Annotated in this window: 21 protein-coding genes; 10 read left to right on the top strand and 11 right to left on the bottom strand. The window is 54.8% G+C overall.

The features are described from left to right. Nucleotides 1-431 precede the first annotated feature (431 nt). The 6 genes from G403_RS0103900 to wrbA all read left to right on the top strand — a co-directional run bounded on the left by G403_RS0103900 (nucleotide 432) and on the right by wrbA (nucleotide 4994). Nucleotides 432-1025: a hypothetical protein gene (locus G403_RS0103900; protein WP_027852828.1), complete on the top strand. Its 594-nt coding sequence runs from the start codon at nucleotides 432-434 to the stop codon at nucleotides 1023-1025. A gap of 1 nt (nucleotide 1026) precedes the next feature. Further along, complete coding sequence (locus G403_RS22125; protein ID WP_084403923.1) at nucleotides 1027-2145, top strand: DUF262 domain-containing protein; 1119 nt, start codon at nucleotides 1027-1029, stop codon at nucleotides 2143-2145. A gap of 123 nt (nucleotides 2146-2268) precedes the next feature. Next, nucleotides 2269-3225 carry a hypothetical protein gene (locus G403_RS0103910; protein ID WP_027852829.1) on the top strand — a complete coding sequence of 319 codons (957 nt, stop codon included), beginning with the start codon at nucleotides 2269-2271 and terminating at the stop codon, nucleotides 3223-3225. A 55-nt stretch (nucleotides 3226-3280) separates the two neighbouring features. Then, nucleotides 3281-3772, top strand: coding sequence for a hypothetical protein (locus G403_RS0103915; RefSeq protein ID WP_027852830.1), 492 nt, complete (start codon nucleotides 3281-3283; stop codon nucleotides 3770-3772). Nucleotides 3773-3840: 68 nt separating this feature from the next. After that, nucleotides 3841-4257 carry a hypothetical protein gene (locus G403_RS0103920; RefSeq protein ID WP_027852831.1) on the top strand — a complete coding sequence of 139 codons (417 nt, stop codon included), beginning with the start codon at nucleotides 3841-3843 and terminating at the stop codon, nucleotides 4255-4257. A gap of 137 nt (nucleotides 4258-4394) precedes the next feature. Continuing rightward, nucleotides 4395-4994 carry an NAD(P)H:quinone oxidoreductase gene (wrbA, locus tag G403_RS0103925; protein WP_027852832.1) on the top strand — a complete coding sequence of 200 codons (600 nt, stop codon included), beginning with the start codon at nucleotides 4395-4397 and terminating at the stop codon, nucleotides 4992-4994. 46 nt (nucleotides 4995-5040) lie between these two features. Here wrbA and G403_RS0103930 read toward each other — a convergent pair whose 3' ends face one another. The 3 genes from G403_RS0103930 to G403_RS0103940 are packed head-to-tail and all read right to left on the bottom strand — an operon-like array spanning nucleotide 5041 to nucleotide 7890. Then, nucleotides 5041-5709 carry a LutC/YkgG family protein gene (locus G403_RS0103930; RefSeq protein ID WP_036232465.1) on the bottom strand — a complete coding sequence of 223 codons (669 nt, stop codon included), beginning with the start codon at nucleotides 5707-5709 and terminating at the stop codon, nucleotides 5041-5043. Next, a complete protein-coding gene (locus tag G403_RS0103935; protein ID WP_027852834.1) occupies nucleotides 5706-7109 on the bottom strand; it encodes a LutB/LldF family L-lactate oxidation iron-sulfur protein in 1404 nt (467 codons plus the stop codon). The genes G403_RS0103930 and G403_RS0103935 overlap by 4 nt, the downstream gene beginning before the upstream one ends. Before the next feature lie 10 nt (nucleotides 7110-7119). Further along, nucleotides 7120-7890 carry a (Fe-S)-binding protein gene (locus G403_RS0103940; protein ID WP_027852835.1) on the bottom strand — a complete coding sequence of 257 codons (771 nt, stop codon included), beginning with the start codon at nucleotides 7888-7890 and terminating at the stop codon, nucleotides 7120-7122. A 116-nt stretch (nucleotides 7891-8006) separates the two neighbouring features. Here G403_RS0103940 and G403_RS0103945 point away from each other — a divergent pair, with 116 nt between their 5' ends. Next, nucleotides 8007-8708 (top strand): FadR/GntR family transcriptional regulator, encoded by a 702-nt coding sequence (locus tag G403_RS0103945; RefSeq protein ID WP_051298511.1) that lies wholly within the window; start codon nucleotides 8007-8009, stop codon nucleotides 8706-8708. A gap of 82 nt (nucleotides 8709-8790) precedes the next feature. On the opposite strand, the gene hmpA is transcribed toward G403_RS0103945, so the two are convergent. Further along, complete coding sequence (hmpA, locus tag G403_RS0103950; protein WP_027852837.1) at nucleotides 8791-9978, bottom strand: NO-inducible flavohemoprotein; 1188 nt, start codon at nucleotides 9976-9978, stop codon at nucleotides 8791-8793. A 396-nt stretch (nucleotides 9979-10374) separates the two neighbouring features. On the opposite strand from hmpA, the gene G403_RS0103955 reads away from it, so the two are divergent. Continuing rightward, the gene (locus G403_RS0103955; RefSeq protein WP_027852838.1) at nucleotides 10375-11856 is read left to right on the top strand and encodes an aldehyde dehydrogenase; all 1482 of its coding nucleotides are present in this window, start codon (nucleotides 10375-10377) and stop codon (nucleotides 11854-11856) included. 22 nt (nucleotides 11857-11878) lie between these two features. Here the strand turns inward: G403_RS0103955 and G403_RS0103960 are convergent, their stop codons facing one another. Continuing rightward, nucleotides 11879-12718 (bottom strand): response regulator transcription factor, encoded by an 840-nt coding sequence (locus G403_RS0103960; RefSeq protein WP_027852839.1) that lies wholly within the window; start codon nucleotides 12716-12718, stop codon nucleotides 11879-11881. Nucleotides 12719-12876: 158 nt separating this feature from the next. Next, the gene (locus tag G403_RS0103965; RefSeq protein ID WP_027852840.1) at nucleotides 12877-14277 is read right to left on the bottom strand and encodes an aspartate aminotransferase family protein; all 1401 of its coding nucleotides are present in this window, start codon (nucleotides 14275-14277) and stop codon (nucleotides 12877-12879) included. A 197-nt stretch (nucleotides 14278-14474) separates the two neighbouring features. On the opposite strand from G403_RS0103965, the gene G403_RS0103970 reads away from it, so the two are divergent. Further along, nucleotides 14475-15182 (top strand): glutamine amidotransferase-related protein, encoded by a 708-nt coding sequence (locus G403_RS0103970; RefSeq protein ID WP_027852841.1) that lies wholly within the window; start codon nucleotides 14475-14477, stop codon nucleotides 15180-15182. Between the two features lie 79 nt (nucleotides 15183-15261). Here the strand turns inward: G403_RS0103970 and G403_RS0103975 are convergent, their stop codons facing one another. From G403_RS0103975 to G403_RS0103995, 5 genes are all read right to left on the bottom strand, one after another. Next, the gene (locus tag G403_RS0103975; protein ID WP_211232640.1) at nucleotides 15262-16053 is read right to left on the bottom strand and encodes an ABC transporter permease subunit; all 792 of its coding nucleotides are present in this window, start codon (nucleotides 16051-16053) and stop codon (nucleotides 15262-15264) included. Between the two features lie 23 nt (nucleotides 16054-16076). Further along, on the bottom strand, nucleotides 16077-16979 hold the full coding sequence (locus tag G403_RS0103980) for an ABC transporter permease subunit (protein ID WP_051298513.1): 903 nt from the start codon (nucleotides 16977-16979) through the stop codon (nucleotides 16077-16079). Beyond that, nucleotides 16976-18109: a polyamine ABC transporter ATP-binding protein gene (gene potA / locus G403_RS0103985; protein ID WP_027852844.1), complete on the bottom strand. Its 1134-nt coding sequence runs from the start codon at nucleotides 18107-18109 to the stop codon at nucleotides 16976-16978. Before potA ends, G403_RS0103980 begins: the two co-directional genes overlap by 4 nt. A 107-nt stretch (nucleotides 18110-18216) precedes the next feature. Continuing rightward, a complete protein-coding gene (locus G403_RS0103990) occupies nucleotides 18217-19314 on the bottom strand; it encodes an extracellular solute-binding protein (protein WP_027852845.1) in 1098 nt (365 codons plus the stop codon). 208 nt (nucleotides 19315-19522) lie between these two features. After that, nucleotides 19523-20869 carry a glutamine synthetase family protein gene (locus G403_RS0103995; protein WP_027852846.1) on the bottom strand — a complete coding sequence of 449 codons (1347 nt, stop codon included), beginning with the start codon at nucleotides 20867-20869 and terminating at the stop codon, nucleotides 19523-19525. 321 nt (nucleotides 20870-21190) lie between these two features. On the opposite strand from G403_RS0103995, the gene G403_RS0104000 reads away from it, so the two are divergent. Next, nucleotides 21191-22582 carry a glutamine synthetase family protein gene (locus tag G403_RS0104000; protein WP_051298514.1) on the top strand — a complete coding sequence of 464 codons (1392 nt, stop codon included), beginning with the start codon at nucleotides 21191-21193 and terminating at the stop codon, nucleotides 22580-22582.

Genomic DNA, 22582 nt, shown 5'->3' on the forward strand with positions numbered 1-22582 from the left:
TCAGGTCGAGCCCTGAGACCGGGGCGTTCTACAATGTTGCGATCGTCATCTTTGGAGTCGCCGCCGACGATAATGTCGGACTGAGGTTGGGCGGGCTCTGACATCACGGTCTACTGAGGTAGTGCCGGGCTTTGTGCTGCCAGTATCATGGACGTTGTTGTAAAACCGCGCTAGATTTGAGGTATTCAGGAGAAACAGGAAGCGCGACATGGCCATTGAAGGCTCAGGGAACACCGTCATAGAAGGTTACATGATGCTGCAAGCATCCTGTGGCCACATACCCTTGAAAAGCTTTTCCCTTAATAATAGATGCCGTTGCCATGCGGATGGGCGCTTGAGTTCAACAGATATTTATACGGTCTGCGGATCAGACCGTATAAATGCTTAGCTGTTAAGATTCGGAAAGAAATCCACCAGTAAAATGATGGTTTATGGATGAAGTGAAAAGAGAATTTTTAGAGGATCTGGTAAGTACACCACCTGATTTGGTGGCGTCAGGGTGGATATTAAATCGCACACCATACCCTTTTGATGGTGATACACGACTATATGAGAATTGGCGTCGCGAGCTAGCGCAAAGAATTGAAGTAGACTCTTCTGAGATCGTTATTACTGGAAGTGGCGCATTTGGAGTTAGTTTGAATCCAAACAAAAATTTTCGCGAGTTTAACCGCCACTCCGATATAGATGTTGCAGTTATTTCGGATTATTTCTTCACTTTATCCTGGCGCTATTTGAGAAACTTAGGTTCTGGCATACACGGCTTGCCTCAGCCAGCCAAGCAGTCTGTGCGCGATCATGTCCATAAGTACATCTATTGGGGCACAATTGCAACGGATAAACTGCTTCCGTACCTGCCATTTGGGAAGAAGTGGCTAGAGGCACTGGATGACATGTCTAAAATCGCTCCGACCGTAGGGCGCGATATAAAAATCAGAGTTTATAGAGATTTCGATAGCCTTAGGTCTTACCAAGTCAATAATTTGAAGAACCTAAGAGCTCAAGAATTAGAAAAGGGGTTGTGATATGTCCAGATTTCTGAATACGACAAATAGGACTGTTGTTTGGTTTAAAAAAACAAATGACGCTGGTGATCTTCAGATGAAGCCACCATTTCAGAGGAATCCGGTTTGGACTTGGCCACAAAAAAGTTACCTTATAGACAGCATATTGAATGGGTATCCTGTTCCTGAAATTTATATGCAGGAGTTTGTTGATGAAGATGGTAATGAACAGCACATTATTATCGACGGGCAACAGAGAATTAGAACTTGCTTAGATTTTATCGAGGGAAAATTCTCTATAAAAGAGGATGAATCCCCCACATGGGGCGGCATGTCCTTTGATGACCTGTCAGGAGAAGATAAAAAGAAGATTTTTGGTTATATATTTATCGCCAGAATATTGCCAGAAATGTCTGATGATGCTATTCGTGGTATTTTTCAAAGGTTAAACAAGAACGTTGTTGCCCTAAACAAGCAAGAGCTTAGACAAGCTACTTACTGGGGGCCTTTTATAAATACAATGCAGGAAATATCTAACTACAACTACTGGAGTACCACAGGGATATTTACTCCACTTAATGTTCGTCGAATGATGGATGTAGAATTTATATCTGAACTGGCTATCGCTGTCATACACGGACATCAAAATAAGAAAGAAACTATTGATAGATATTATCAAGAGTATGAAGATGATTTCGAACAAAGGGATGAATTGGTTTCGATATTTAGAACAGTGATTTATGAGCTTGAGCAATTGCTCCCGGATATAAAAAATACTCGATGGAAAAAGAAGACGGATTTTTACTCGCTATTTCTTTACCTAGCCTCGCATCATAATCGTCTCCCGTTGACTCTAGAAAAAAGAGGAGAGTTTAGAGAAGCTCTCGATAGATTTTCCAAGGAGGTCAATAGCTATATTAGCTCTGACGCAGATGATGAAGAATTCTCACCGCAGGTCGTAACCTATGGAAGATCTATTAGGGCATCCTCGGATCTTGGCAACAGAAAAAGGAGGCACTTGGCACTTTGCGAGGTCTTGGATCCTATACTCGAAGTGGCTACTCAGGAAGTGCCCGCGTCAAAAATGACTCCTCTGCAAGAGGGTCTTTTTGATCAGGAGTATCACGATGATGAATCTTAACAAGTAATTCCAGTTTGTTCCGGGCCTGAAGGCCCTCCACCGGATGCCCTTTTCGCTGCGCTACGAGGGCACAGCTGAACAACGGCGTTAGCTTATGTTGCCCCAGCATAGCAAGAGGAACTTATGAAGAAGTACATCATTGAGTGCGACTTGGAAATTGAGTCCTCTCATGGGATAAGCGAAGTAGGGTTTGAAGGTGGTAATGTTTTCAAGTTAGTTGAAGGCATTGAATCCAAGGGGTGCCCGCTAGGATTGCCCAATACAGAAATTGAAATTATCGCCTCAGATAAGCCAGTATTTAAAGTTAAAGTAAATTCTTTCGACCTAACTAATCAAGAATCTCAAATATTGTATTTAGGCAAGCTGGCAAGCTATTTGTCATTTATTGCAGCGAAGGATGAAAAAAATGGACATTATGGTACGCCGTATATAAACATTAAATTCGGCACATTTAAAGCCAGACCTGTTGAGGTTAGAAGTCAAGAAATAATTGACAATGAGGCTATATTAACATCATTTATCCGAGTTTCAGACTCGCTATCAATAGAGTCAACTAGAAGCATAAGATTTAATCACGCCAGCATCGAATTGATACATCACAATGAACTCTTGGGATATTATTACAATGGGCTTAGAGCAGAGAGTGAAAAATCTAAATTTTTTCACTGGTTTTTGATTGTCGAATCCTTGGAGGGTAGTGAACGCTATTCTGAAATGTTTCCAAGCGGTACGATGTTCTCCAACGAAGAAAAAGAAAGTATAAAAGAACTAGCAGGCTCATTCGGAAATGATAAAAAGAATGCTCTTCTTTCGGTATTAACAAGAACATCAGAGTTTAGAAATAAGAAGCTTTTAGAGTTTTTATATGAATTAGAAGTTAAAGAGATTTTTAATATGCAAGGAACCCATCCGATAACCATTGATACTATAAAGTGTATTACAAGTGCTAGAAATAAATTATTTCATAAAGGTACTGAATTTCCCACGAAAATCCTTTGGTTCAACCTATTTCCGATCGTTACGCAAATCGTTGAAAATACGATAAAATATCAATACAGGCTAGAGGCAGCTAACAAATAATACAGTCGACGCCTACGGCGCACCTGATTTAGACGTTATATTTCTAAGACGAATCATGATTACCGAAACTGAATTATGGAAAGAAGATATCGCTAAAACAGCAAACAAATTGCTAAAGCGATTGGTGCAGAAGAAGTGGTCAAAGCGATCATGGTTTTGTTTGGAAAAGGAATTGTTTATAGGGTTTTACGCAGTACGAAAGTTAATTGAGTCAGATAATTCTCTTAATAAATTGTCTCATAAAAAATACGAATTGCTAATGTTTCAGAGGGGAAATATAATTCAGGATGAGTTTGATGAATTCGTACCGTATGACCATGAAAACAGCCAAAAAGAACTGGTCTCTGTAAGAGATATCTGCAATCAGTTTATACATAGTCACCATCTCATCCCTTTTGCTAGCAATAACAGCTTAGTGGGGTTTCTCGTTAATTCGGAGTTTCAAAGTAAAAAGGGGATATATATGATTACTATATTTGATATTGTAGAAATATATAGATCATGCGCTGGCCGTGAAGGTTTAGTAGATCAGAAAAACGAAATATAAGAGTGCAGTCACGACGACGTGTTTCTCTCGCCGTGGCCACTCCTTAGCACCCACAACTAGTGCAATACATGAAGACTCTAGAGAAAGTCATAATCGCAATAGGCACCTTGGATATGGGTTATTTTGCCTGGCTCGTTTTCAACACGCTCTCAGCAGAGCGTGGCGAGCTGGCGTTGCTCTGGAGCAGCTTGGCTGCGTTCGGGCTCCCATTTCCTGAAGTACAGTTCGCGGCGATAATCCTGTTTTATCTCTCAATACTTGTTTGTGGCTTCGCTTTGGTATTTCGATGGAGAAAAGTTGCCTGGCTTAATTATGTCCAGTCGCCGCTTCGCCTTATATTCGTCGTTCCGACCCTTTACCCACTGTTTTTCCTTTTCGCCAAGCTGGACATTGAGCTCGGCTTTTTTCTGTCACTGGCTTTGCTGGGCGCTATAGAAATCGGGCGCGTAGTCATCGTGTACAGGTGGCGCACTCATACAACCTAGTTTTGACTATGGTGCACCGTTAAAGGCAGGGGCCTGGCCGCATCAAGTCCCTTCCGCGAGTCGTCCAATTTTGATCTACCCTTTAGCCACGCTTAGCAATTCCGAATCCAATTTCAGCAATGTCGAGGAGAACGAAGATGGCAAAGGTTTTGGTGCTCTATCATTCCATGTACGGTCATATTGAGACGATGGCACATAAGGTGGCTGAGGGTGTCGGTAGCGTTGCCGGGGTGGAGGCGACGGTTAAGCGTGTGCCGGAGACGATGCCGGCTGAGGCCTTCAAGAATGCCGGTGGCAAGGTTGATCAGCAGGCGCCGGAAGCGAAGGTCGACGAGTTGGCCGAGTATGACGCCATTATTTTTGGTACGCCCACGCGCTTTGGGAATATGTCCGGTCAGATGCGTAACTTTCTTGATCAGACCGGCGGACTCTGGGCGAAGGGCGCGTTGGCGGGCAAGCTGGCCAGTGTGTTTACGTCCACCGGTACCGGTGGCGGCGAGGAGATGACCATTACCTCCACCTGGACCACGCTGGCGCACCACGGCATGATCATTGTGCCACCGGGGTATACCAACTCCGCGATGTTCGATATTTCTCAGGTCGGAGGCGGCACACCCTATGGGGCGTCAACGATTGCCGGTGGCGATGGCTCCCGACAGCCGGACTCCCGCGAGCTCGATCTTGCCCGCCACCAGGGTGAGCTGGTGGCGAAGCTGGCCGCCAAACTGTTCGGGTAAATCCCGCCGCAGTGATCGGTCCCGGCGGGTAGCAGGGTTCTCTCCGCTACTCGTCGTGCAGCATAAAAATAATCAACCGCCGTGGCCCATGCGCCCCCATCTGCAGGCGCTGCTCGATATCGGCGCTGCGGGAGGGGCCGGTGATTAGGTTCACAGTACGCGGCATGCTCTCAGGAAATTTCTCACGCAGTCGGCTCCAGGCGTCCTCGTAGGGGCCGACCAAGGTGCTGGCCGAGACTACGATCAGGTGGCAATCCGGCAGGAAGTTGAGCGTAGTCGGTGAATGTTCGCCGGAGTAGAGCATTACCGTGCCGGTTTCGGCGATGGCGCAGAAGGCGTTGGTGAGGCTGGCTTCATCGCCCACCTGTGCCGGGCGCCGCTCGCGGATCAGGGTGGTATCGGTCGACCAGGACAGCTCGGTCAGGTTGCTATCGTTTGCGGTTACCAAGTGGTCGATGCCGTTTACCGATAGCCAGTTTTCCACCGCCTGGGCCAGCTCATTGCGCCCGCTCAGCTCGATCACTTCCGCTGCGCTCTCTGTTGCCATCTCCAGAAACAGCGACATCATCTCGGCTGTCGGCAACTGGGCACGTTTGGGGATAATGTTGGATGCTTTCGCCTGCAAACGGTTGCGCACCGCCTGGCGGCGCACTTCATCATCTTTGGCGACATGCAGCCCGGCGCGGATGCGGTTAAAGATTTCTGCCTTGCTCATCGGTTCTGCTCCTGCCACTGCTGCATAAAGGTTTTGCCACTGGGTGCGGGTATATCGCGGTGGTCGGTCCAGCCACCGGCCAAGGGTAGTCGGGTAGCGCGTCCTTTCTTACCGGCCATCAACCTAAGAAAACGGTTGGAGCTGGCGGAGAGCAGGCGGTACAGCCCGGGTCGTTTGGCGAAGAACGCCCAGAACTTCAGTCCGTAGCGCACCGCCGCGGGGCTCAGGTGCTTTTCGTACTCTTTGTCGCGCCAGTGGCGCATCAGTTTGGGCAGTGGAATGCGTACCGGGCATACCTCTTCGCACTTGCCGCAGAAGGTGGAGGCGTTGGGCAGCAGGCCTGCCTGCTCGATACCCACCATCTGGGGTGTTAGCACCGAGCCCATTGGGCCGGGGTAGACCCAGCCGTAGGTCTGCCCGCCCACGGCGCCGTAAACCGGGCAGTGGTTCATGCAGGCGGAGCAGCGGATACAGCGCAGCATCTCCTGGAACTCGGAGCCCACCATCTCGCTGCGCCCGTTATCCACCAGTACCACGTGGAAGTTCTCGGGGCCGTCGGTGTCGCCCGGGCGGCGCGGGCCGGTGGAGAGGGTGTTGTAGACGGTGAACTCCTGGCCGGTGGCCGAGCGGGCCAGGAGGCGCAGGAACAGGGTCATATCCTCCAGCGTCGGAACCACCTTCTCGATAGAAGAGACCACCACGTGGGTCTTGGGCAGGGTTTGGGTCAGGTCGCCGTTTCCCTCGTTGGTGCAGATAATGGTGGAGCCGGTCTCTGCGATCAGGAAGTTGGCCCCGGTGATCCCCACATCGGCGCTGACGAACTTCTTGCGCAGCATCTCCCGCGCTTCCTGCATCAGTACCGCCGGATCCTCGCTGCGCGGGCGCTTATGGTGCTCATGGAAGGCATCGGCTACATCATCCAGCGTCAGGTGGATCGCCGGGGCGACGATATGACTGGGGTGGTCCTGACGTAGCTGGAGAATGTATTCGCCCAGGTCGGTTTCCACCGGCTCGATACCCTGCTTCTCCAGATATTCGTTAAGGCCGATCTCTTCGGTGACCATGGACTTGCCCTTGGTCACTGTCTTGGCGCCCTGCTCACGGCAGATCTGTAAAATAGTCTGGCGCGCATCCTCGGCGGTACGACACCAGTGCACGGTGCCGCCATTGGCCGTCACATTACGTTCGAACTCCTCCAGATAGAGATCCAGGTGCTCGATAATATGGTTCTTCAGATCGCGGGCCTGATCACGCAGTGCTTCAAACTCCGGCAGGCGGGCGGCCGCCGTGGCGCGTTTGGCCGGGAAGCCGGCCTTCAGGTTGCCAAGCGCTTTCTGGAGGTTGGCATCGGTGAGCGCAATGCGTGCGCTCTCTTTAAATTCCGGGCTTCTGACTTGCATCGGTTCCTCCTCAGGCGCTTTGTTCGGCGTCACCGATAGCCGGTGTCTGGATCATATCCGCCAGGACTTCCACCACATGGCGGGCTTCAATCTCAACCCCTTCGCGCTTGAGCTTGCCCGCCATATTGAGCAGACAACCCAAGTCGCCGCCCAGCAACAAGTCCGCGTTGGTGGCACGAATGTTCTCCACCTTGTTGGAAACCATGCGGTTGGAGATATCCGGGTACTTCACGCAGAAGGTGCCGCCAAAACCGCAGCAGGTTTCCGCTTCTTCCATTTCGCAGATCTGAACCCCGGGCATTCGGGACAGCAGCTCCCGGGGCTGTTTTTTGACGCCCAGTTCGCGCAGGCCGGAGCAGGAGTCGTGGTAGGTGACGGTGCCTTTGAACGCTCCCTCAAGTGTTTCCTGCTTCAGATGCTCGGCCAGAAAACTGGTGATCTCGAAGGCGCGGGATTTCAGGTTAAGCGCGCGCTGATACCAGGGGTCGTTCTCCTCGAACAGCTCCGGGTAGTGGTGCAGCATGCCGATGCAGGAGCCGGAGGGGCCAACCACATACTCAAAGCCATCGAACGCATCGATGGTCTGGCGTGCGATATCCGCCGTATCCTCCCGGTCGCCGGAGTTGAAGGCGGGTTGTCCACAGCAGGTCTGGCGCTGAGGAACCTTAACGTCGAAGCCGGCCAGCTCCAGCAGCTTCACGCTGGCGAAAGCCACTTCGGGGCGAAACATGTCAGCCAGACAGGTCACGAACAGGCCGACGCGGGGGCGAGGTTGAGCCATAGTGGGGTTATCTCTGTTTTCTGTTTATCGTCTGCCCTGAAAGATAGGCGAGGGGGTCGATATTGAAAATGTAGTCGGGCAAACTGGTCTGACCAAGAAACGTTAGGAGCATTGGAGTGGCCGACGAGGCAGATAGAGGGCCAGGCGAAAGACTCTATACGGAGTTGCTCAAGCAGATCGCCGAGATCGATCTGGCCCCGGGTGAAAAACTACCCTCGGAGCGTGTCATCGCACAGGAGCAGTCGATCTCCCGGGAAAGCGTTCGCGAGGCCTTCTCCCGCCTTCAGGCCGAAGGATTGATCAAGTCGGCCCCGGGGCGGGCGAGCCGGGTCTGTAACCTGCTCTCTCCCCACCTTCAGCTTCCGCTGGAAGGGCTGGGTGATGATCTGGATTTTCAGCTCCAGGTGATGGAAGTCAGGGCGTTACTGGAAGGCGAATGTGCCTGGTATGCCGCCCAGCGGGCCGATGATCAGGAGCTGGAAGCCTTAGCGCAGGAGTATGCCCGGATGCACGCCCGCGCCAAGCAGGAGACCACGCTGGCACGCGCCCGGGCCGATCTTCAGTTTCATATGCTGATCGCCCGCTCCAGTCACAACCTGCTGCTGGTATCGTTCAGCCAGCTGTTTTACGAGCGCTACTTCAACGCTATCTACGGTGTCCTGTCCCGTACGTTAAAAAAGTTTGGCCGTTATCCACAGGGCATCAGAGGTCAGCATGCCCAGATCCACCGGGCGATTCAGGCGCGGGATGCGGACGGGGCGCGGCGCATTGCGCGGGAGCATATTCTCTATACAAGGGGATTGTTGGCCGGGGAGTAACGAGCAGGCTTTGCGTGGGAAAATGTAGTGATGGGCGGGACGCTATTCCAGCGTCCCGCTGTCATTTTAGTTATAAAGAGTGTCAGGCTGATGCTTCTTCAAGCGCTTCCAGAGGGCCGAAGAACTCGTAGCGGATCTGCTCTTTAGGCACTGCCAGTGCGGTCAGGCTGCGGTAGCAGCTTTGCATGAAAGCCTTTGGCCCGAGAAAATAGATATCCGGATTCTGTCGCAGGGGGAGCAGCGACTCCAGACGCGACTGGTCGAGAAAGCCTGCCGCGACCCCCTGATCCTCCGGTAGAGGCTCGCTGTAGCAGTAGCTGACGTTCAGGTTGTCGTACTCGCGACCCAGTTGGTCGACCATCGTTTTGAATGCATGGGTTTTGCTGTTCAGTGCTCCATGAATGAAGTGCACCTGGCGGCCCGACTCCAGGGCAGGGCGCAGCATGCTAATTGTTGGTGTAAGGCCGACGCCGCCGGAGAGCAGTACCAGGGGACGTTCACTGTTATTCAGCACGAAATCGCCACAGGGCGGCGTCAGTCGGACAATATCGCCGGGATTAACGTTGTCGTGCAGGTGGTTTGAGACGCGACCGGCAGGCTCGCGTTTGACACTGATCCGGTAGTGCGGTTGGCTGGGGCAATCGGACAGCGAGTAGTTGCGCCGTGTGGTTTCGCCGTCGACCTCCAGAATGATGGTGGTGTACTGGCCCGGCTGGAATGCAGCCACGGGCTGACCATCCACAGGCTCGAAGTAGAATGAGGTAATCACGTCGCTCTCACGCTCTTTGCGTACCAGGCGGAACTCCCGCTCACCACGCCAGCCACCCGGCTTTTCTTCGTTGCTACGATAAACCCCCTCCTCAGCGGTGATCAGAATATCCGCCAACTGCTGGTAGGCTTCGCCCCAGGCGTTAAGGACATCCTCGGTTGCCACATCGCCGAACACTTCCTTGATCGCGGCCAGCAGGCACTCACCCACAATGGGATAGTGCTCGGGCAGGATGTTGAGGGAAGCATGTTTGTGCACGATCAGAGAAACCGCATCGCCGAGCTGGTCCAGTCGGTCCAGGTTGCTGGCATAAGCAACGACAGCGTTGGCCAGTGCCTGACGCTGGGTGCCTTGAGCCTGATGTGCTTCGTTGAAATAGGCTTTGACCTGCGGGTAGCGATCGAACATCAGCGGGTAGAACACTTCAGTAATGGCCCGAGCGTTCTCTTTAACCGCCGGCAGAGTGGCGTCAATTATTTCCCGGGATTGTGCAGACAGCATAGTTCTCTCCTGTATTGATAGACCGATAGGTCGTTTCTTGTTGTCATGGAGTAAGCGGGAACCGTGCCAGTCTTTAAAAGATTGATCTATAAAGGATCTTTTATTGCAATATTGTCATTATGACATCTGTTTTCTTTGTTAAATAAACAATGAGATTGTCACAATGACATTGCTCGATATGGCTGACTCGATGCTATCGGCTGTCTCGGATCGGGCCCGGGCAATTTCAACCGGTTGCTGACAAGGCTTGGGGAAAAAGCGCTTTCAGTTTTCAACAGGGAAGCATGAATCACTGTGATTCAATGAGCTTTCGACTACCCCCTCGGGTGTATTGGTTTGGCGGGGCCAACCTTCTAGGCTGAGCTTTTAAAATCAGCTTAGAGCCGAGGAGTTTTCATGCGCACACTCGCTGAATGGACCGCACTGTCGGAGACGATCGAGTTTCGGAGCCAGGCCTGGATCGATGGCGCCTTTCACAGTTCGGTCAGCGGTGAAACCTTTCCCTCCATCAACCCGGCTACCGAAGCCCATCTTGCCGATGTGAGTAGTTGTGACACGGCGGATGTGGATCGTGCCGTTGCGGCGGCGCGGCGGGTGTTCAAGGCGGGAGACTGGTCCCGACGGGCACCGGCGCAGCGTAAAAAGGTGCTGCTGAAACTGGCAGATCTGCTTGAGCAGCACGCAGACGAGTTTGCGCTGACCGATACGCTCGATATGGGCAAGACGATCTCCGAGATGATGGGGATCGATGTGCCCGATAGCATCGACTGTCTGCGCTGGACCGCGGAGTCGATCGATAAGATCTACGGCGAGATTGCCCCCACCAAAGCCAGCACCCTGGGTCTGATCACCCGTGAGCCGGTGGGCGTTGTGGGTGCCATTACCCCCTGGAACTATCCGCTGATGATGGCCATGTGGAAGCTGGCGCCCGCGCTGGCGGCCGGTAACAGTGTGGTGCTCAAACCCTCGGAGAAAGCATCGCTCAGCGCGCTACGCTTTGCTGAACTGGCTGCCGAGGCGGGGCTGCCCGATGGCGTATTGAATGTGGTACCGGGCTTTGGCCATACGGCGGGCAAGGCGCTGGCTCTGCACATGGATGTGGATGTGCTGGCCTTCACCGGCTCAACCCGGGTGGCGGGCATGTTGATGGGTTATGCCGGTCAGTCCAATCTGAAACGGGTCTGGATTGAGGCCGGTGGTAAATCACCGGTGGTGGTGTTTGATGACTGCGAGGATATCGACGCCGCCGCTTTGGGCGCCGCCCAGGCGATTCTGACCAACCAGGGCGAGGTGTGTATCGCCGGCTCCCGGTTGTACGTTCAGAACAGTATTCGTGAACCCTTTATGGAGGCGCTGAAGCGCCATGCGGCCAAGTATGTGCCGGGAAATCCGCTGGATCCCAGCGTTAAAATGGGGCCGATGGTGGATCGGGCACAGCTTGATACCGTTAACCGTTACATCGGATTGGCCGTGGAAGAGGGCGCCGATGTGGTCATGGGCGGTATCAGCGAACCTGCATCCGGTTTCTATCCGCAACCTACGCTGCTTACCGGTACCAGCCAGAGTATGACCTGCGTAAAAGAGGAGATATTCGGTCCGGTGCTCTGCGTGGCGGGGTTTGATACCGAGGAGGAGGCGATGCGCCTGGCCAACGACAGCATCTACGGCCTGGCCGCGTCGGTCTGGACCGCCAATCTCTCCCGCGCGCACCGGGTTAGCCGGGAGCTGGAGAGCGGTATGGTCTGGATCAATGGCTGGGGCGAAGGCGATACCACCATGCCCTTTGGCGGCGTTAAGGGATCCGGTAACGGGCGCGACAAGTCGCTGCATGCACTGGAGAAATACAGTGAGCTGAAATCTGTCTGGATCTCGCTGTAATCCGCAGGATGATGGAAACGGCTCAGGCCGTTTCCATCACCGCTGCCGGTGTCTCAGCCGGCAGTGATTTCAGGTGGCCGAGAAACAGGGTGAAAATCTCGGACTGAGTGGAGGTGTTGAGCTTGGCATGGATATTTTTACGGTGAACCTTCACTGTACCCACGCTGATATTAAGCTGATCGGCGATCGCCTTCGAAGAGTTACCTTTCAGAATCAGGTGAGTGATCTCCCGCTCACGTTGAGTTAGTACCCCGCTACCAAAGCTTTTCAGTGCCTGTTTGACTGCGTCATCCGACTGTTCGTACTGGATGTACTCGCCCGACTGGGCCAGCCAGAACTGGCGAAACAGGGCGCTGATCACCGGGTAGATCTCCTGTAACGCTTTCATCTCCGCACGGGTCACTGTGCCCAGCGCTTCCTTACGGCTCAATGAGATGGTGCAGGTGACTTTCGGGTCCAGCTGAATCACCAGTACGATCTCATCGACAATGCCAAAATACTGATAGCAGTTCTGGTAGAACTCACTGCTCTCGAACGAGTCCGGTGCGTACTCGGCCAGGCGTGTTACACCGGAGGTGACATCTCCCTGGATGGCGTTGAACAGCGGGTCGAGCAGGTAGTAGCCGTTATCGAGAAACGAGCGCAATGTGTTGCTGTGCTCCGCCGGGTCGATGGGGTGTATCACCACCGGTTTAAACGACTTCTTGTAGGTGACAATCAGGGAGGTGTCGAAGTGGCAGTAGGTTGCCAGCATATCGATCAGTACCCGGGGAAAGCTGGGCAGGCGAACGTGGTCGATCAGCAGGGCCAGGTTTTTTTGCCAGCCGTCCTGAATATTGATCGTCCGGAATGAATCAGACATCGGAATACCGTATTTTTTTGAGTCGCTGATGCGGAGGGGGCGCGTAAATTCATCGCTTTAGTTATTACTTATACAAGACGTACTCTTACACAAAAAAAAGGCGTACCACAACTTTCACCCCGCAGGGCACGTCGTGATACGCCGAGGCACGGGAGGGATCAGCCGAGCTGAACCCCCTGTTCCTCCAGGGAGCGAACGGTCAGATCAAGGCATTTGAGTGCCTTATCGATCAATTCATCGATCTCCGCCTTGGAGATCACCAGCGGTGGTGAAAGCACCATGCGGTTGCCGCAGGCGCGCATAATCAGGCCGTTGGCGAAGCAGTGGTTACGGCAGATGGTGCCCACGTCCAGATCACTGTCGAACAGCTTGTGGTTGGCTTTGTCCTGAGCCAGCGCCATACCGGCGACCAGTCCCATACCTTCGATATGGCCGACCAGCGGGTGGTTGCCCAGACGCTCGCGCAGCTGTTGTTGCAGGTAGGGGCCGGTTTCCTCGCGCACCTGCTCGATCACTTTTTCCTCTTTGAGGATGCGCAGGTTTTCCAGTGCCACGGCAGCGGCAACCGGGTGGCCGGAATAGGTGAAGCCGTGGTAGAACTCACCGCCTTTCTCGATCAGTGTCTTGGCGATACGGTCCCCCACAGCCACAGCTGAGATCGGCAGATAGCCGGAGGATAGCCCCTTGGCCATGGAGATCATATCGGGCTTGATATCCAGGGTTTGGCTGCCAAACCAGTTGCCGGTACGGCCAAAGCCGCAGATCACCTCATCGGCCACCAGCAGGATGTCGTACTTGCGGCAGATCTTCTGGATCTCCGCCCAGTAGCCTTCCGGCGGGACGATCACGCCACCTGCACCCTGAATCGGCTCACCGACAAAAGCGGCCACGTTGTCCGGGCCCACTTCCAGAATCTTCTCCTCCAGCGCCTTGGCACAGGTCAGAGCGAACTCTTCGGGGGATTGACCTTCGGCTTCGCCATACCAGTAGGGCTGACGGATATGCTCAATCGCCGGCAGCATCGGGCCGCCCTGCTTGTGCATCGCACCCATACCGCCCAGGCTGGTGCCGCCGATGGTGCTGCCGTGGTAAGCGTTCTCACGGGAGATCAGGATCTTGCGCCAGGGCTTGCCGGCCACTTCCCAGTAGCGACGTACCATACGGATGACGGTATCGATCGCTTCGGAGCCGGAGTTGGCAAAGAAAATATGGTTAAGATCACCCGGGGTCAGCGCGGCCAGTTCGTTGGCCAGTTGAGTGGCCGGGTTGGTGGTGGTCTGGAAAAAGGTGTTGTAGTAGGGCAGCTCATTCATCTGGCGCTGAGCCGCTTCGGCCAGCTCCTTGCGACCATAGCCGATATTGACGCACCAGAGGCCCGCCATGCCGTCGATAATCTTGTTGCCCTCACTGTCCCAGAGATAAACCCCCTCGGCACGCTCAATAATCCGGGCACCCTTCGAATTAAGGGCCTGAGTATCGGTGAACGGGTGAAGGTGATGCTGCGCATCCAGAGCGCGAATCTCTTCGCTGTGGACCGCTTCCTGGTTGATCGCATTCATGGGCTATCTCCAATGACTGTTAGGTTCCTCCCGTCGCTGGATTTGTGCTACACCGTTTCCAGAGTCGGGCGTCTAGGTTGGAGTAACATTAGCGGGGCCGGCAGAGGCTCGAATATACCTACCCGGGGATATTTTGACGTTGGGATCATCGATATAGTGTAGGCAGACATCGCTAAACAGGCTTTAGAGGACAGAGGATGAAAATCGGGATTCTCGCCACCGGCATCACGCCGGATGAACTGCTGGATCAATACGGTACGTACGCACAGATGTTTATCGACCTGCTGGGGCCGGATAAGCACAGCTATGCGGTTTACGATGTGCGCGAGGGCGATTTCCCGGATGGGGCCGGCCAGTGCGATGGCTGGATTATCACCGGCTCCAAATGCGGTGTGTATGACGATCTGCCCTGGATGCGCACGCTTAAGCAGCTGATTATGGAGATCTACGAGGCGGATCTGCCTTTGGTAGGCATCTGCTTTGGCCATCAGATAATCGCGTCGGCTTTCGGTGCCCGGGTTGAGAAATACAGCGGTGGCTGGGGCGTGGGGCTGCATAGCTACAATATCGAGGGTGAGCACAGCTTCCTCGTTCCCAGTGAACCCAGCTTTACCATCAACGCCATGCACCAGGATCAGGTGCTTGAGCTACCTGAGAACGCCGAGCTTTTTGCGACCTCCAGCTTTTGTCGTTATGCCGGGCTTGTCTACGGCGACCGCATCCTGACATTGCAGGCGCACCCGGAGTTTACTATCGCCTACGAGCGCGATCTGGTGATGGCGCGCAAGGGGGCTGTCGTGCCCGATGCGGTGGCCGATGCAGGGCTGGCTACGCTTACCGACGATGCTCGAATAGACTCGGCGATAGTCGCCCAGTGGATGGAGCGCTTTCTGACCCGTCAGTGACGCGGCTTTCTTCGAACAGCGGCGGCTGTAACCCGGTGATCACCGAGCCACAGCCGCCGCGTTTTCTTTTACTCCATTTCTAGCCTTCGATTGTGGCCTTCTGTTTGCGGTCCGAGCGCCGCGCAAGGTACCAGGCGATAAACGCCACCAGAGACACCGCCAGGATAATCAGTGTGGCCAGGGCGTTGATCTCCGGCGATACCCCCAGGCGTACCGAGGAGAACACCACCATCGGCAGCGTGGTGGAGCCCGGGCCCGAGGTAAAGCTGGCGATAACCAGGTCATCCAGCGACAGACTGAACGCCAGCAGCCAACCCGCAATCAGTGAGGGCGCGATCACCGGGATGGTGATCAGAAAGAAAGATTGCAGGGGTGTTGCGCCCAGATCCATGGCCGCTTCCTCCACGGAACGGTCCATCTCACGCAGACGTGATGAAACCACCACCGCCACATAGGCGGCACAGAAGGTGGAGTGCGCGATCCAGACCGTGGTCATGCCGCGCTCCATGGGCCAACCGATAAAGTCCGCCATATGCACGAACAGCAGCAGCAGGGAGAGACCGGTGATCACCTCCGGCATAACCAGTGGTGCGGTGATCATGTTGGAGAGGGTCATCTTGCTCCAGGAGTGACGGAAACGGGTCATGACGAACGCCGCCATGGTGCCCAGAACCACCGACATGGTGGCGCTGTAGAAGGCGATCACCAGGCTGGTCCAGACCGATCCCAGAATCTGCTTGTTCTGCAGCAGCTCGCCATACCATTTGAACGACCAGCCACCCCAGACCGTTACCAGCTTGGACGCGTTGAAGGAGTAGATCACCAGGATCAGCATCGGCACGTAGAGGAACAGCAGGCCGATCCAGAGCATTACGGTTGAAAAGGAGGGCTTTTTCACGATTCGGCCTCCATGGAGCGCGACTGATAACGGTGGAACAGGGAGATCGGTATGATCAGCAGGGCCAGCATGACGATTGCGAGTGCTGCGGCTACCGGCCAGTCCCGGTTATTGAAGAACTCCTGCCAGAGAATCTTGCCGATCATCAGGGAGTTGGGGCCACCCAGTAGCTCCGGAATCACGAATTCACCCACCGCCGGAATAAACACCAGCATGGAGCCGGCGATGATGCCGCCCTTGGACAGGGGCAGGGTGACAGTCCAGAAGGTATGCAGGCTGCGTGAGCCCAGATCCGCTGCCGCTTCGAGCAGGCTGTTATCGAGCTTGACCAGGTTGGCGTAGAGCGGCAGTACCATGAACGGCAGGTAGGCATAGATAATGCCGATATAAACCGCAATATCGGTATTCATGATTCGCAGGGGGGAATCGATTACACCCAGCCAGAGCAGAAAATTATTGATCAGGCCGGTGTCGCTGATCAGACCCATCCAGGCGTACACCCGGATCAGGAATGAGGTCCAGGAGGGCAGCATGATCAGCAGCAACAGAATAGTCTGCGCTCGCCCGGAGGAGCGCGCCATGGCGTAGGCCATGGGGTAACCCAGCAGCAGACAGCCCAGCGTTGAGAAAAAGGCGATCTTCAGCGAGTTGATATAGGCCGCTACATAGAGGGAGTCGTCGAGCAACAGCAGGTAGTTGCCCAGGTTCAGCGAGATCTGCAGCATCTCGTCGACATAACTGACCAGGCTCTCGTAGGGCGGTATGGCAATCGCCATGTTGGAGAGGCTGATCTTGAGGACGATCAGAAACGGCAGTGCGAAAAACAGCAGCAGCCAGAGGTAGGGCACACCGATCGTCAGAATGCGCCCGTTGGGCTTCTTCCAGGTCAGTTTTTTCATGAGCGCAATACCACCCCGCTGCTCGCTTCCCAGCTCACATACACCGACTCCTCCCAGGTGGGGTAGTCAGCGCGGCGCTCCCGGTTGGCCAGTATGCTCTGGACGATCTGACCGCCCTCCAGTTCGATGTAGAACACGGAGAAACCGCCCAGGTAGGCGATGTCATGCACCTTGCCCAGCGCCCAGTTGTACTGGTCTTGGGGTTGTTCGCGGCTGATCAGTGTTTTCTCGGGCCGGACGGCCAGCCAGACATGCTTGTTTTCCACGTTGGTGGAGACACCGTGGCTGACATAGAAGGGTTGCGGGATCGCGGGCGACTGGATGATGGCGTGGTCGGTCTCATCGGCCACGATATCGCCCTCAAACAGATTCACGGAGCCGACGAACTCGGCAATCATCCGGCTGTTCGGGCTTTCGTAGATATCCATCGGGCTGCCTATCTGCGCGATCCAGCCCTCATCCATGATGGCGATGCGAGCGGCCATGGTCATCGCCTCTTCCTGATCGTGGGTCACCATGACGCAGGTCACGCCCACGCGCTCCAGGATCTCGACCACTTCCAGCTGCATCCGCGTGCGCAGTTTTTTATCCAGTGCGCCCATGGGCTCATCGAGTAACAGCAGCTTGGGGCGTTTGGCGAGAGAACGGGCCAGGGCAACACGCTGGCGCTGTCCACCGGACAGCTGATGCGGCTTGCGCTTGGCGTATTTTTTCATGTCCACCAGCCCCAGCATCTCATCCACCCGGGCCTCGACTTCCGCCTTGGGCAGTTTGTCCCGTTTGAGCCCGAAAGCGATATTCTGGGCCACGGTCATATGCGGGAAGAGCGCATAGGACTGAAACATCATGTTGATGGGGCGCTCGTAGGGGGGGAGGTCGGTGATATCTTCCCCATCCAGATAGATGCGCCCCTGGGAGGGTTTCTCAAATCCGGCCAGCATGCGCAACAGTGTGGATTTACCCGAGCCTGAGCCTCCAAGGAGCGCAAAGATCTCTCCCCGGTTGATGTTCAGTGAAACGTCGTCAACGGCGCGGACCTCTTCAAACAGTTTGCTGACACCCTCGATCCTCAGAATCTCCTTGGTCTCGGTGGTGGTCTGCGAGGCGGCGGTGGCTTCTAAAGCGGCCATGAATACTCTCCAAAACGGAATACGGGATCGTTTTCAACGGTTCGATCCGGTGCTTGGTGATGCTTGGTCAACAGGCGGCGCCGCCTGGAGTGCGGCGCCGCACCGGTTTACTGGCCCGATTTAACCCGGGTCCAGGTGCGAGTCATGGCGCGGATTACCTTGGGATCCAGGTCAGCAAAGGTGTAAAGCTTCTCGCTGGTTTCCTTGCTTGGGTAGATGCCCGGGTTGTTGCGAATCGCTTCGTCAACCAGTGGGGTCGCTTCCGCATTGCCGTTGGGGTAGGCCACGTAGTTGGTGATCTCCGCGATAACGGCGGGTTCAAGCAGGTAGTTCAGGAATGCGTGGGCGGCTTCCTTGTTCTTGGAGTCGGCCGGAATCGCCAGCATGTCGAAGAAGGTACCCGCCCCCTCTTTGGGGATGCTGTAGGCCACGTTGACACCGTTATCAGCTTCGATTGCGCGGGCTTCAGCCTGCAGGATATCGCCGGACCAGCCTACCGCCAGGCAGATGTCGCCGTTGGCCAGATCGGTGATGTACTTGGAGGAGTGGAAGTAACGCACATGAGGACGGATCGCCATCAGTACGTCTTCCGCTTTCTTTACGGCATCGCGGCTGGTGGGGTTGGGGTCTTCGCCCAGGTAGTTCAGTGCGGCCGGAATGATCTCGCTCGGTGCGTCGAGCAGGGAAACACCGCAGGATTCGAGTTTGGCCAGGTTTTCCGGCTCAAACACCACCGCCCAGGAGTCGATCTTGTCCACACCCAGCGCTTCTTTCACCTTGTCCACGTTGTAACCGATACCGGTGGTGCCCCAGAGGTAGGGGAAGGCATGGTTATTACCCGGGTCGGCGGCCTGCAGCGGTTTCAGCAGCGTTGGATCCAGGTTATCCCAGTTGGACAACTGGCTGCGGTCCAGCTCCATGAAAATTCCGGCACGGATCTGCTTGGCCAGGAAGCTGTTGGAGGGTACGACTACATCGTAGCCGGAGTGCCCGGAGAGCAGTTTTGCTTCCAGTACTTCGTTGCTGTCGAATACGTCGTAGACGACCTTGATCCCGGTCTCCTTCTCGAAGTTCGCCAGCGTGTCTTCGGCGATGTAGTCCGACCAGTTGTAAACATGCAGGGTTTTTTCTTCAGCCTGAACACCGGTACAGGTCAATGCGCCCAGGGTGACGGCCAGTAGTGTTTTACGAATCGATGGCTTCATGTTGCCTCCTCAGTGGTAGATGTCCGTAGTTACCGGAATGTCTGTGCACCGGGCTCTGTGCCCGGGGTTATCGTTTGCCGGTCGGGTTCGATTACCGGACCATGCCGACCCGTTTCAGGGTGGCCTCGAGGGGGACTGCATTGACTCATGTGTGGCTCCTTCTTATTACTGTTGTGGGCGGAAACCTGAGTTCTGTTTTGATTTTTTGTTAGACGGTAACCAGCAGGAATTCCCGTTCCCAGGAGCTGATTACCCGTTTGAAGTTTTCCATCTCGGCACGCCGGGTTGCGATATAGCCATCCACGAACAGGTCGCCGAGGTAGCTGCGGATCACCGGGCACTGCTCCATCTGCTCGTTAGCGGCTTCCAGCGTAAGGGGCAGTCGGAGGCTGCGGCGCTCATAGGCACGGCCCTCTACCGGAGCGGTGGGGGTCAGGCCCTCGATCATGCCGATGTATCCGCACAGCAAACTTGCGGCGATCGCCAGATATACATTGGCGTCAGCGCCGGCCAGGCGATTTTCCACGCGCTGATTGGCGGCCGAGGAGACCGGCACGCGCAGGCCGCAGGTGCGGTTCTCGTCACCCCACTCCACGTTAACCGGTGCCGAGGTGTCTGGCAGAAAACGACGGAATGAATTGACGTTGGGTGCAAACATCGGGATCAGGCTGGGGATGTAGCGCTGTAGCCCGGCAATATGGCTGAGGAACAGATCGCTTTTACCACCGTCCGCTGTAGAGAAGACATTGTTGCCCTGGGCGTCGAGAATACTCTGGTGAATATGCATGGCGCTGCCGGGTTCGTTGGTCACGGGTTTGGCCATGAATGTGGCTATAACATTGTGTTTTAAAGCCGCTTCGCGCAACGTGCGCTTGAACACGAACACCTGGTCAGCCACCTGCAGCGGATTCCCATGGAGGAAGTTTATCTCCATCTGCGCGGTGCCTTCCTCATGGATCAGGGTATCGATATCCAGCCCCTGAGCTTCGCACCAGTCATACATATCCTCGAACAGCGGATCGTATTCGTTGGCGGCATCGATAGAGAAGGATTGACGACCGCTCTCGCGCAGGCCGGAACGGCCAATAGGCGGTTGCAGCGGCAGGTCAGGATCGGCTGAACGGGCGGTCAGGTAGAACTCCATCTCCGGTGCCACGATCGGTTGCCAGCCTTTCTCCGCATAGAGAGCGAGTACCTTTTTCAATACATTGCGCGGTGAGAGGGCGATTGGGTTGCCATGACGGTCGTAGGTGTCATGAATTACCAGCGCGGTTTTTTCCAGGGTCCAGGGAATCAGGTAGGCAGCTTGTGGATCGGGTTTACAGATGAAGTCGATATCGGCGGGGTGGAGAAGTGCATAGTAGAGGTCATCTTCAACATAGTCTCCGGTGACCGTTTGCAGCAGAATACTCTCCGGCAATCGCATCCCTTTTTCGGCGATAAATTTATCCACCGGTGAGATCTTGCCTCGGGCGATGCCGGTCAGGTCGCTGACCACGCACTCCACCTCGGTGATGCCCTGTTCTTTCAGCCAGCGTTCTAGCTCCGCTTCCATGATATCTGTCCTGTTGGGTTTGAACCGACCGCGTTGTTTTTTTAGTGCCTGAATGGCTCAACACGGTGTTCGCTATTTTTTACATATGACGATAGATCCATAATCCCGCCGGACGCTGATCATCAACAATACCCCCTGGGTGGTATATCCCGAAAAATTCTTTTAAATCAGAATCGTAAAGCATCACTCTGGTGCGGGTGTGGATTCAAGGGTGCACATATGGTGCATATATGGTCGGCGGGTAATCAGCTGTTGCCTCGAGCCTCCGCATCTTTCTGTTTTATAACTGATTGAAATTATTTACATATACGGGTGCGTTCGATGAGTAATCTAAGTTCTGAGGATGTGGATCTTCCCAGCCTGGATGAGGCCCAGGCGTTTATGGAGCAGCATCCGGATCTGCAGTTTGTTGATCTGCTGATCGCCGATATGAACGGTATTGTGCGCGGAAAGCGGATTGACCGGTCGGCTCTGAAGAAGGCGTTTACCAGCGGCGTGGCGCTGCCCGCATCGCTCTATGGGTTGAATATCCAGGGCACCACGGTGGAGGAAACCGGGTTGGGGCTGGAGATCGGGGATTCCGACCGAATCTGTCTGCCGGTGCCGGGTACACTTGCCATGGAGCCCTGGCAGGCGCGGCCCATTGCCCAGTGTCTGATGTCAATGTATGAGGACCGTGAAACCCCGTTCTTTGCAGATCCGCGCATGATACTGAAAAGCATCGTCAGGAAGTTCAAAGAGTTGGGATTAACGCCGGTGACCGCATTTGAGCTGGAGTTCTACCTGATTGACCAGGAGAACGTATCCGGCCGTCCGCAGCCACCACGCTCGCCCATTTCGGGCAAGCGCCCGGAAAGTGTCCAGGTTTACTCCATCGATGAACTGGATGAGTACACCGATTTGCTTATGGATGTGATTACCACCGCCCGGGCCCAGAACCTGCCTGCCGATACCATCGTCGCCGAGTCGGCGCCGGGGCAGTTCGAGATCAACCTGATGCATGTGGATGATCCGGTGCGCTCCTGTGATAACGCTACTCTGCTGCGCCGTGTCATCAAAAGTGTGGCTTACGACCATGAGATGGATACCACCTTCATGGCCAAGCCCTACGCCGACCAGGCGGGCAATGGCATGCATCTGCATATCAGTCTGGTGGATGACAAGGGTAACAATATCTTTGCCATGGAGGAGGGGGAGGAGCCCAACGATATGTTGCGCTGGGCTCTGGGCGGTATGCTGGAGACGCTGGATCAGTATTTCGCGATTCTCTGTCCCCATATCAACTCCTATCGTCGTTTCAGCCCCGAGTTTTTCGTACCCATGGCCGCAACCTGGGGTATCGAAAACCGCACCACGGCACTGCGTATTCCCGGTGGTGACCCTAAAGCGACGCGGATCGAGCACCGGGTGGCGGGTACCGATGCGAACCCCTATCTGATGATGGCGGCCATGTTATCAGCCATGCATTACGGAATTTCCAACCGCATCGAACCACCGGCTCCGGTGAGCGGCAATGCCTACGATCAGTTCGACCCGACGCTGCCCAACAACCTGCGCGACGCGCTGCGCGCCCTGGCTGCATCACCGGTGATGAACGAATACCTGGGCAGTGAGTTTCTGGATGTTTTTATCGCCTGTAAGGAGAGCGAACTGACGGAGTTTGAGCGCACCATCTCCGATCTCGAATACTCCTGGTACCTGCATACCGTCTAA

The sequence above is a fragment of the Marinobacterium litorale DSM 23545 genome (genome assembly GCF_000428985.1).
In the GTDB taxonomy this organism is placed as follows: Bacteria; Pseudomonadota; Gammaproteobacteria; order Pseudomonadales; family Balneatricaceae; genus Marinobacterium_D; species Marinobacterium_D litorale.

What these genes read in the sequence shown, in the direction of transcription:
- G403_RS0103900 (WP_027852828.1), top strand. Translation starts at nt 432, where the DNA reads ATGGATGAAGTGAAAAGAGAATTTTTAGAGGATCTGGTAAGTACACCA.
- G403_RS0103970 (WP_027852841.1), top strand. Translation starts at nt 14,475, where the DNA reads ATGAAAATCGGGATTCTCGCCACCGGCATCACGCCGGATGAACTGCTG.
- G403_RS0103955 (WP_027852838.1), top strand. Translation starts at nt 10,375, where the DNA reads ATGCGCACACTCGCTGAATGGACCGCACTGTCGGAGACGATCGAGTTT.
- G403_RS0103910 (WP_027852829.1), top strand. Translation starts at nt 2,269, where the DNA reads ATGAAGAAGTACATCATTGAGTGCGACTTGGAAATTGAGTCCTCTCAT.
- G403_RS0104000 (WP_051298514.1), top strand. Translation starts at nt 21,191, where the DNA reads ATGAGTAATCTAAGTTCTGAGGATGTGGATCTTCCCAGCCTGGATGAG.
- G403_RS0103995 (WP_027852846.1), bottom strand. Translation starts at nt 20,869, where the DNA reads ATGGAAGCGGAGCTAGAACGCTGGCTGAAAGAACAGGGCATCACCGAG.
- G403_RS0103975 (WP_211232640.1), bottom strand. Translation starts at nt 16,053, where the DNA reads ATGCTCTGGATCGGCCTGCTGTTCCTCTACGTGCCGATGCTGATCCTG.
- potA (WP_027852844.1), bottom strand. Translation starts at nt 18,109, where the DNA reads ATGGCCGCTTTAGAAGCCACCGCCGCCTCGCAGACCACCACCGAGACC.
- hmpA (WP_027852837.1), bottom strand. Translation starts at nt 9,978, where the DNA reads ATGCTGTCTGCACAATCCCGGGAAATAATTGACGCCACTCTGCCGGCG.
- G403_RS0103990 (WP_027852845.1), bottom strand. Translation starts at nt 19,314, where the DNA reads ATGAAGCCATCGATTCGTAAAACACTACTGGCCGTCACCCTGGGCGCA.
- G403_RS0103960 (WP_027852839.1), bottom strand. Translation starts at nt 12,718, where the DNA reads ATGTCTGATTCATTCCGGACGATCAATATTCAGGACGGCTGGCAAAAA.
- G403_RS0103935 (WP_027852834.1), bottom strand. Translation starts at nt 7,109, where the DNA reads ATGCAAGTCAGAAGCCCGGAATTTAAAGAGAGCGCACGCATTGCGCTC.
- G403_RS0103965 (WP_027852840.1), bottom strand. Translation starts at nt 14,277, where the DNA reads ATGAATGCGATCAACCAGGAAGCGGTCCACAGCGAAGAGATTCGCGCT.
- G403_RS0103940 (WP_027852835.1), bottom strand. Translation starts at nt 7,890, where the DNA reads ATGGCTCAACCTCGCCCCCGCGTCGGCCTGTTCGTGACCTGTCTGGCT.
- G403_RS0103930 (WP_036232465.1), bottom strand. Translation starts at nt 5,709, where the DNA reads ATGAGCAAGGCAGAAATCTTTAACCGCATCCGCGCCGGGCTGCATGTC.
- G403_RS22125 (WP_084403923.1), top strand. Translation starts at nt 1,027, where the DNA reads ATGTCCAGATTTCTGAATACGACAAATAGGACTGTTGTTTGGTTTAAA.
- G403_RS0103915 (WP_027852830.1), top strand. Translation starts at nt 3,281, where the DNA reads ATGATTACCGAAACTGAATTATGGAAAGAAGATATCGCTAAAACAGCA.
- wrbA (WP_027852832.1), top strand. Translation starts at nt 4,395, where the DNA reads ATGGCAAAGGTTTTGGTGCTCTATCATTCCATGTACGGTCATATTGAG.
- G403_RS0103980 (WP_051298513.1), bottom strand. Translation starts at nt 16,979, where the DNA reads ATGAAAAAACTGACCTGGAAGAAGCCCAACGGGCGCATTCTGACGATC.
- G403_RS0103920 (WP_027852831.1), top strand. Translation starts at nt 3,841, where the DNA reads ATGAAGACTCTAGAGAAAGTCATAATCGCAATAGGCACCTTGGATATG.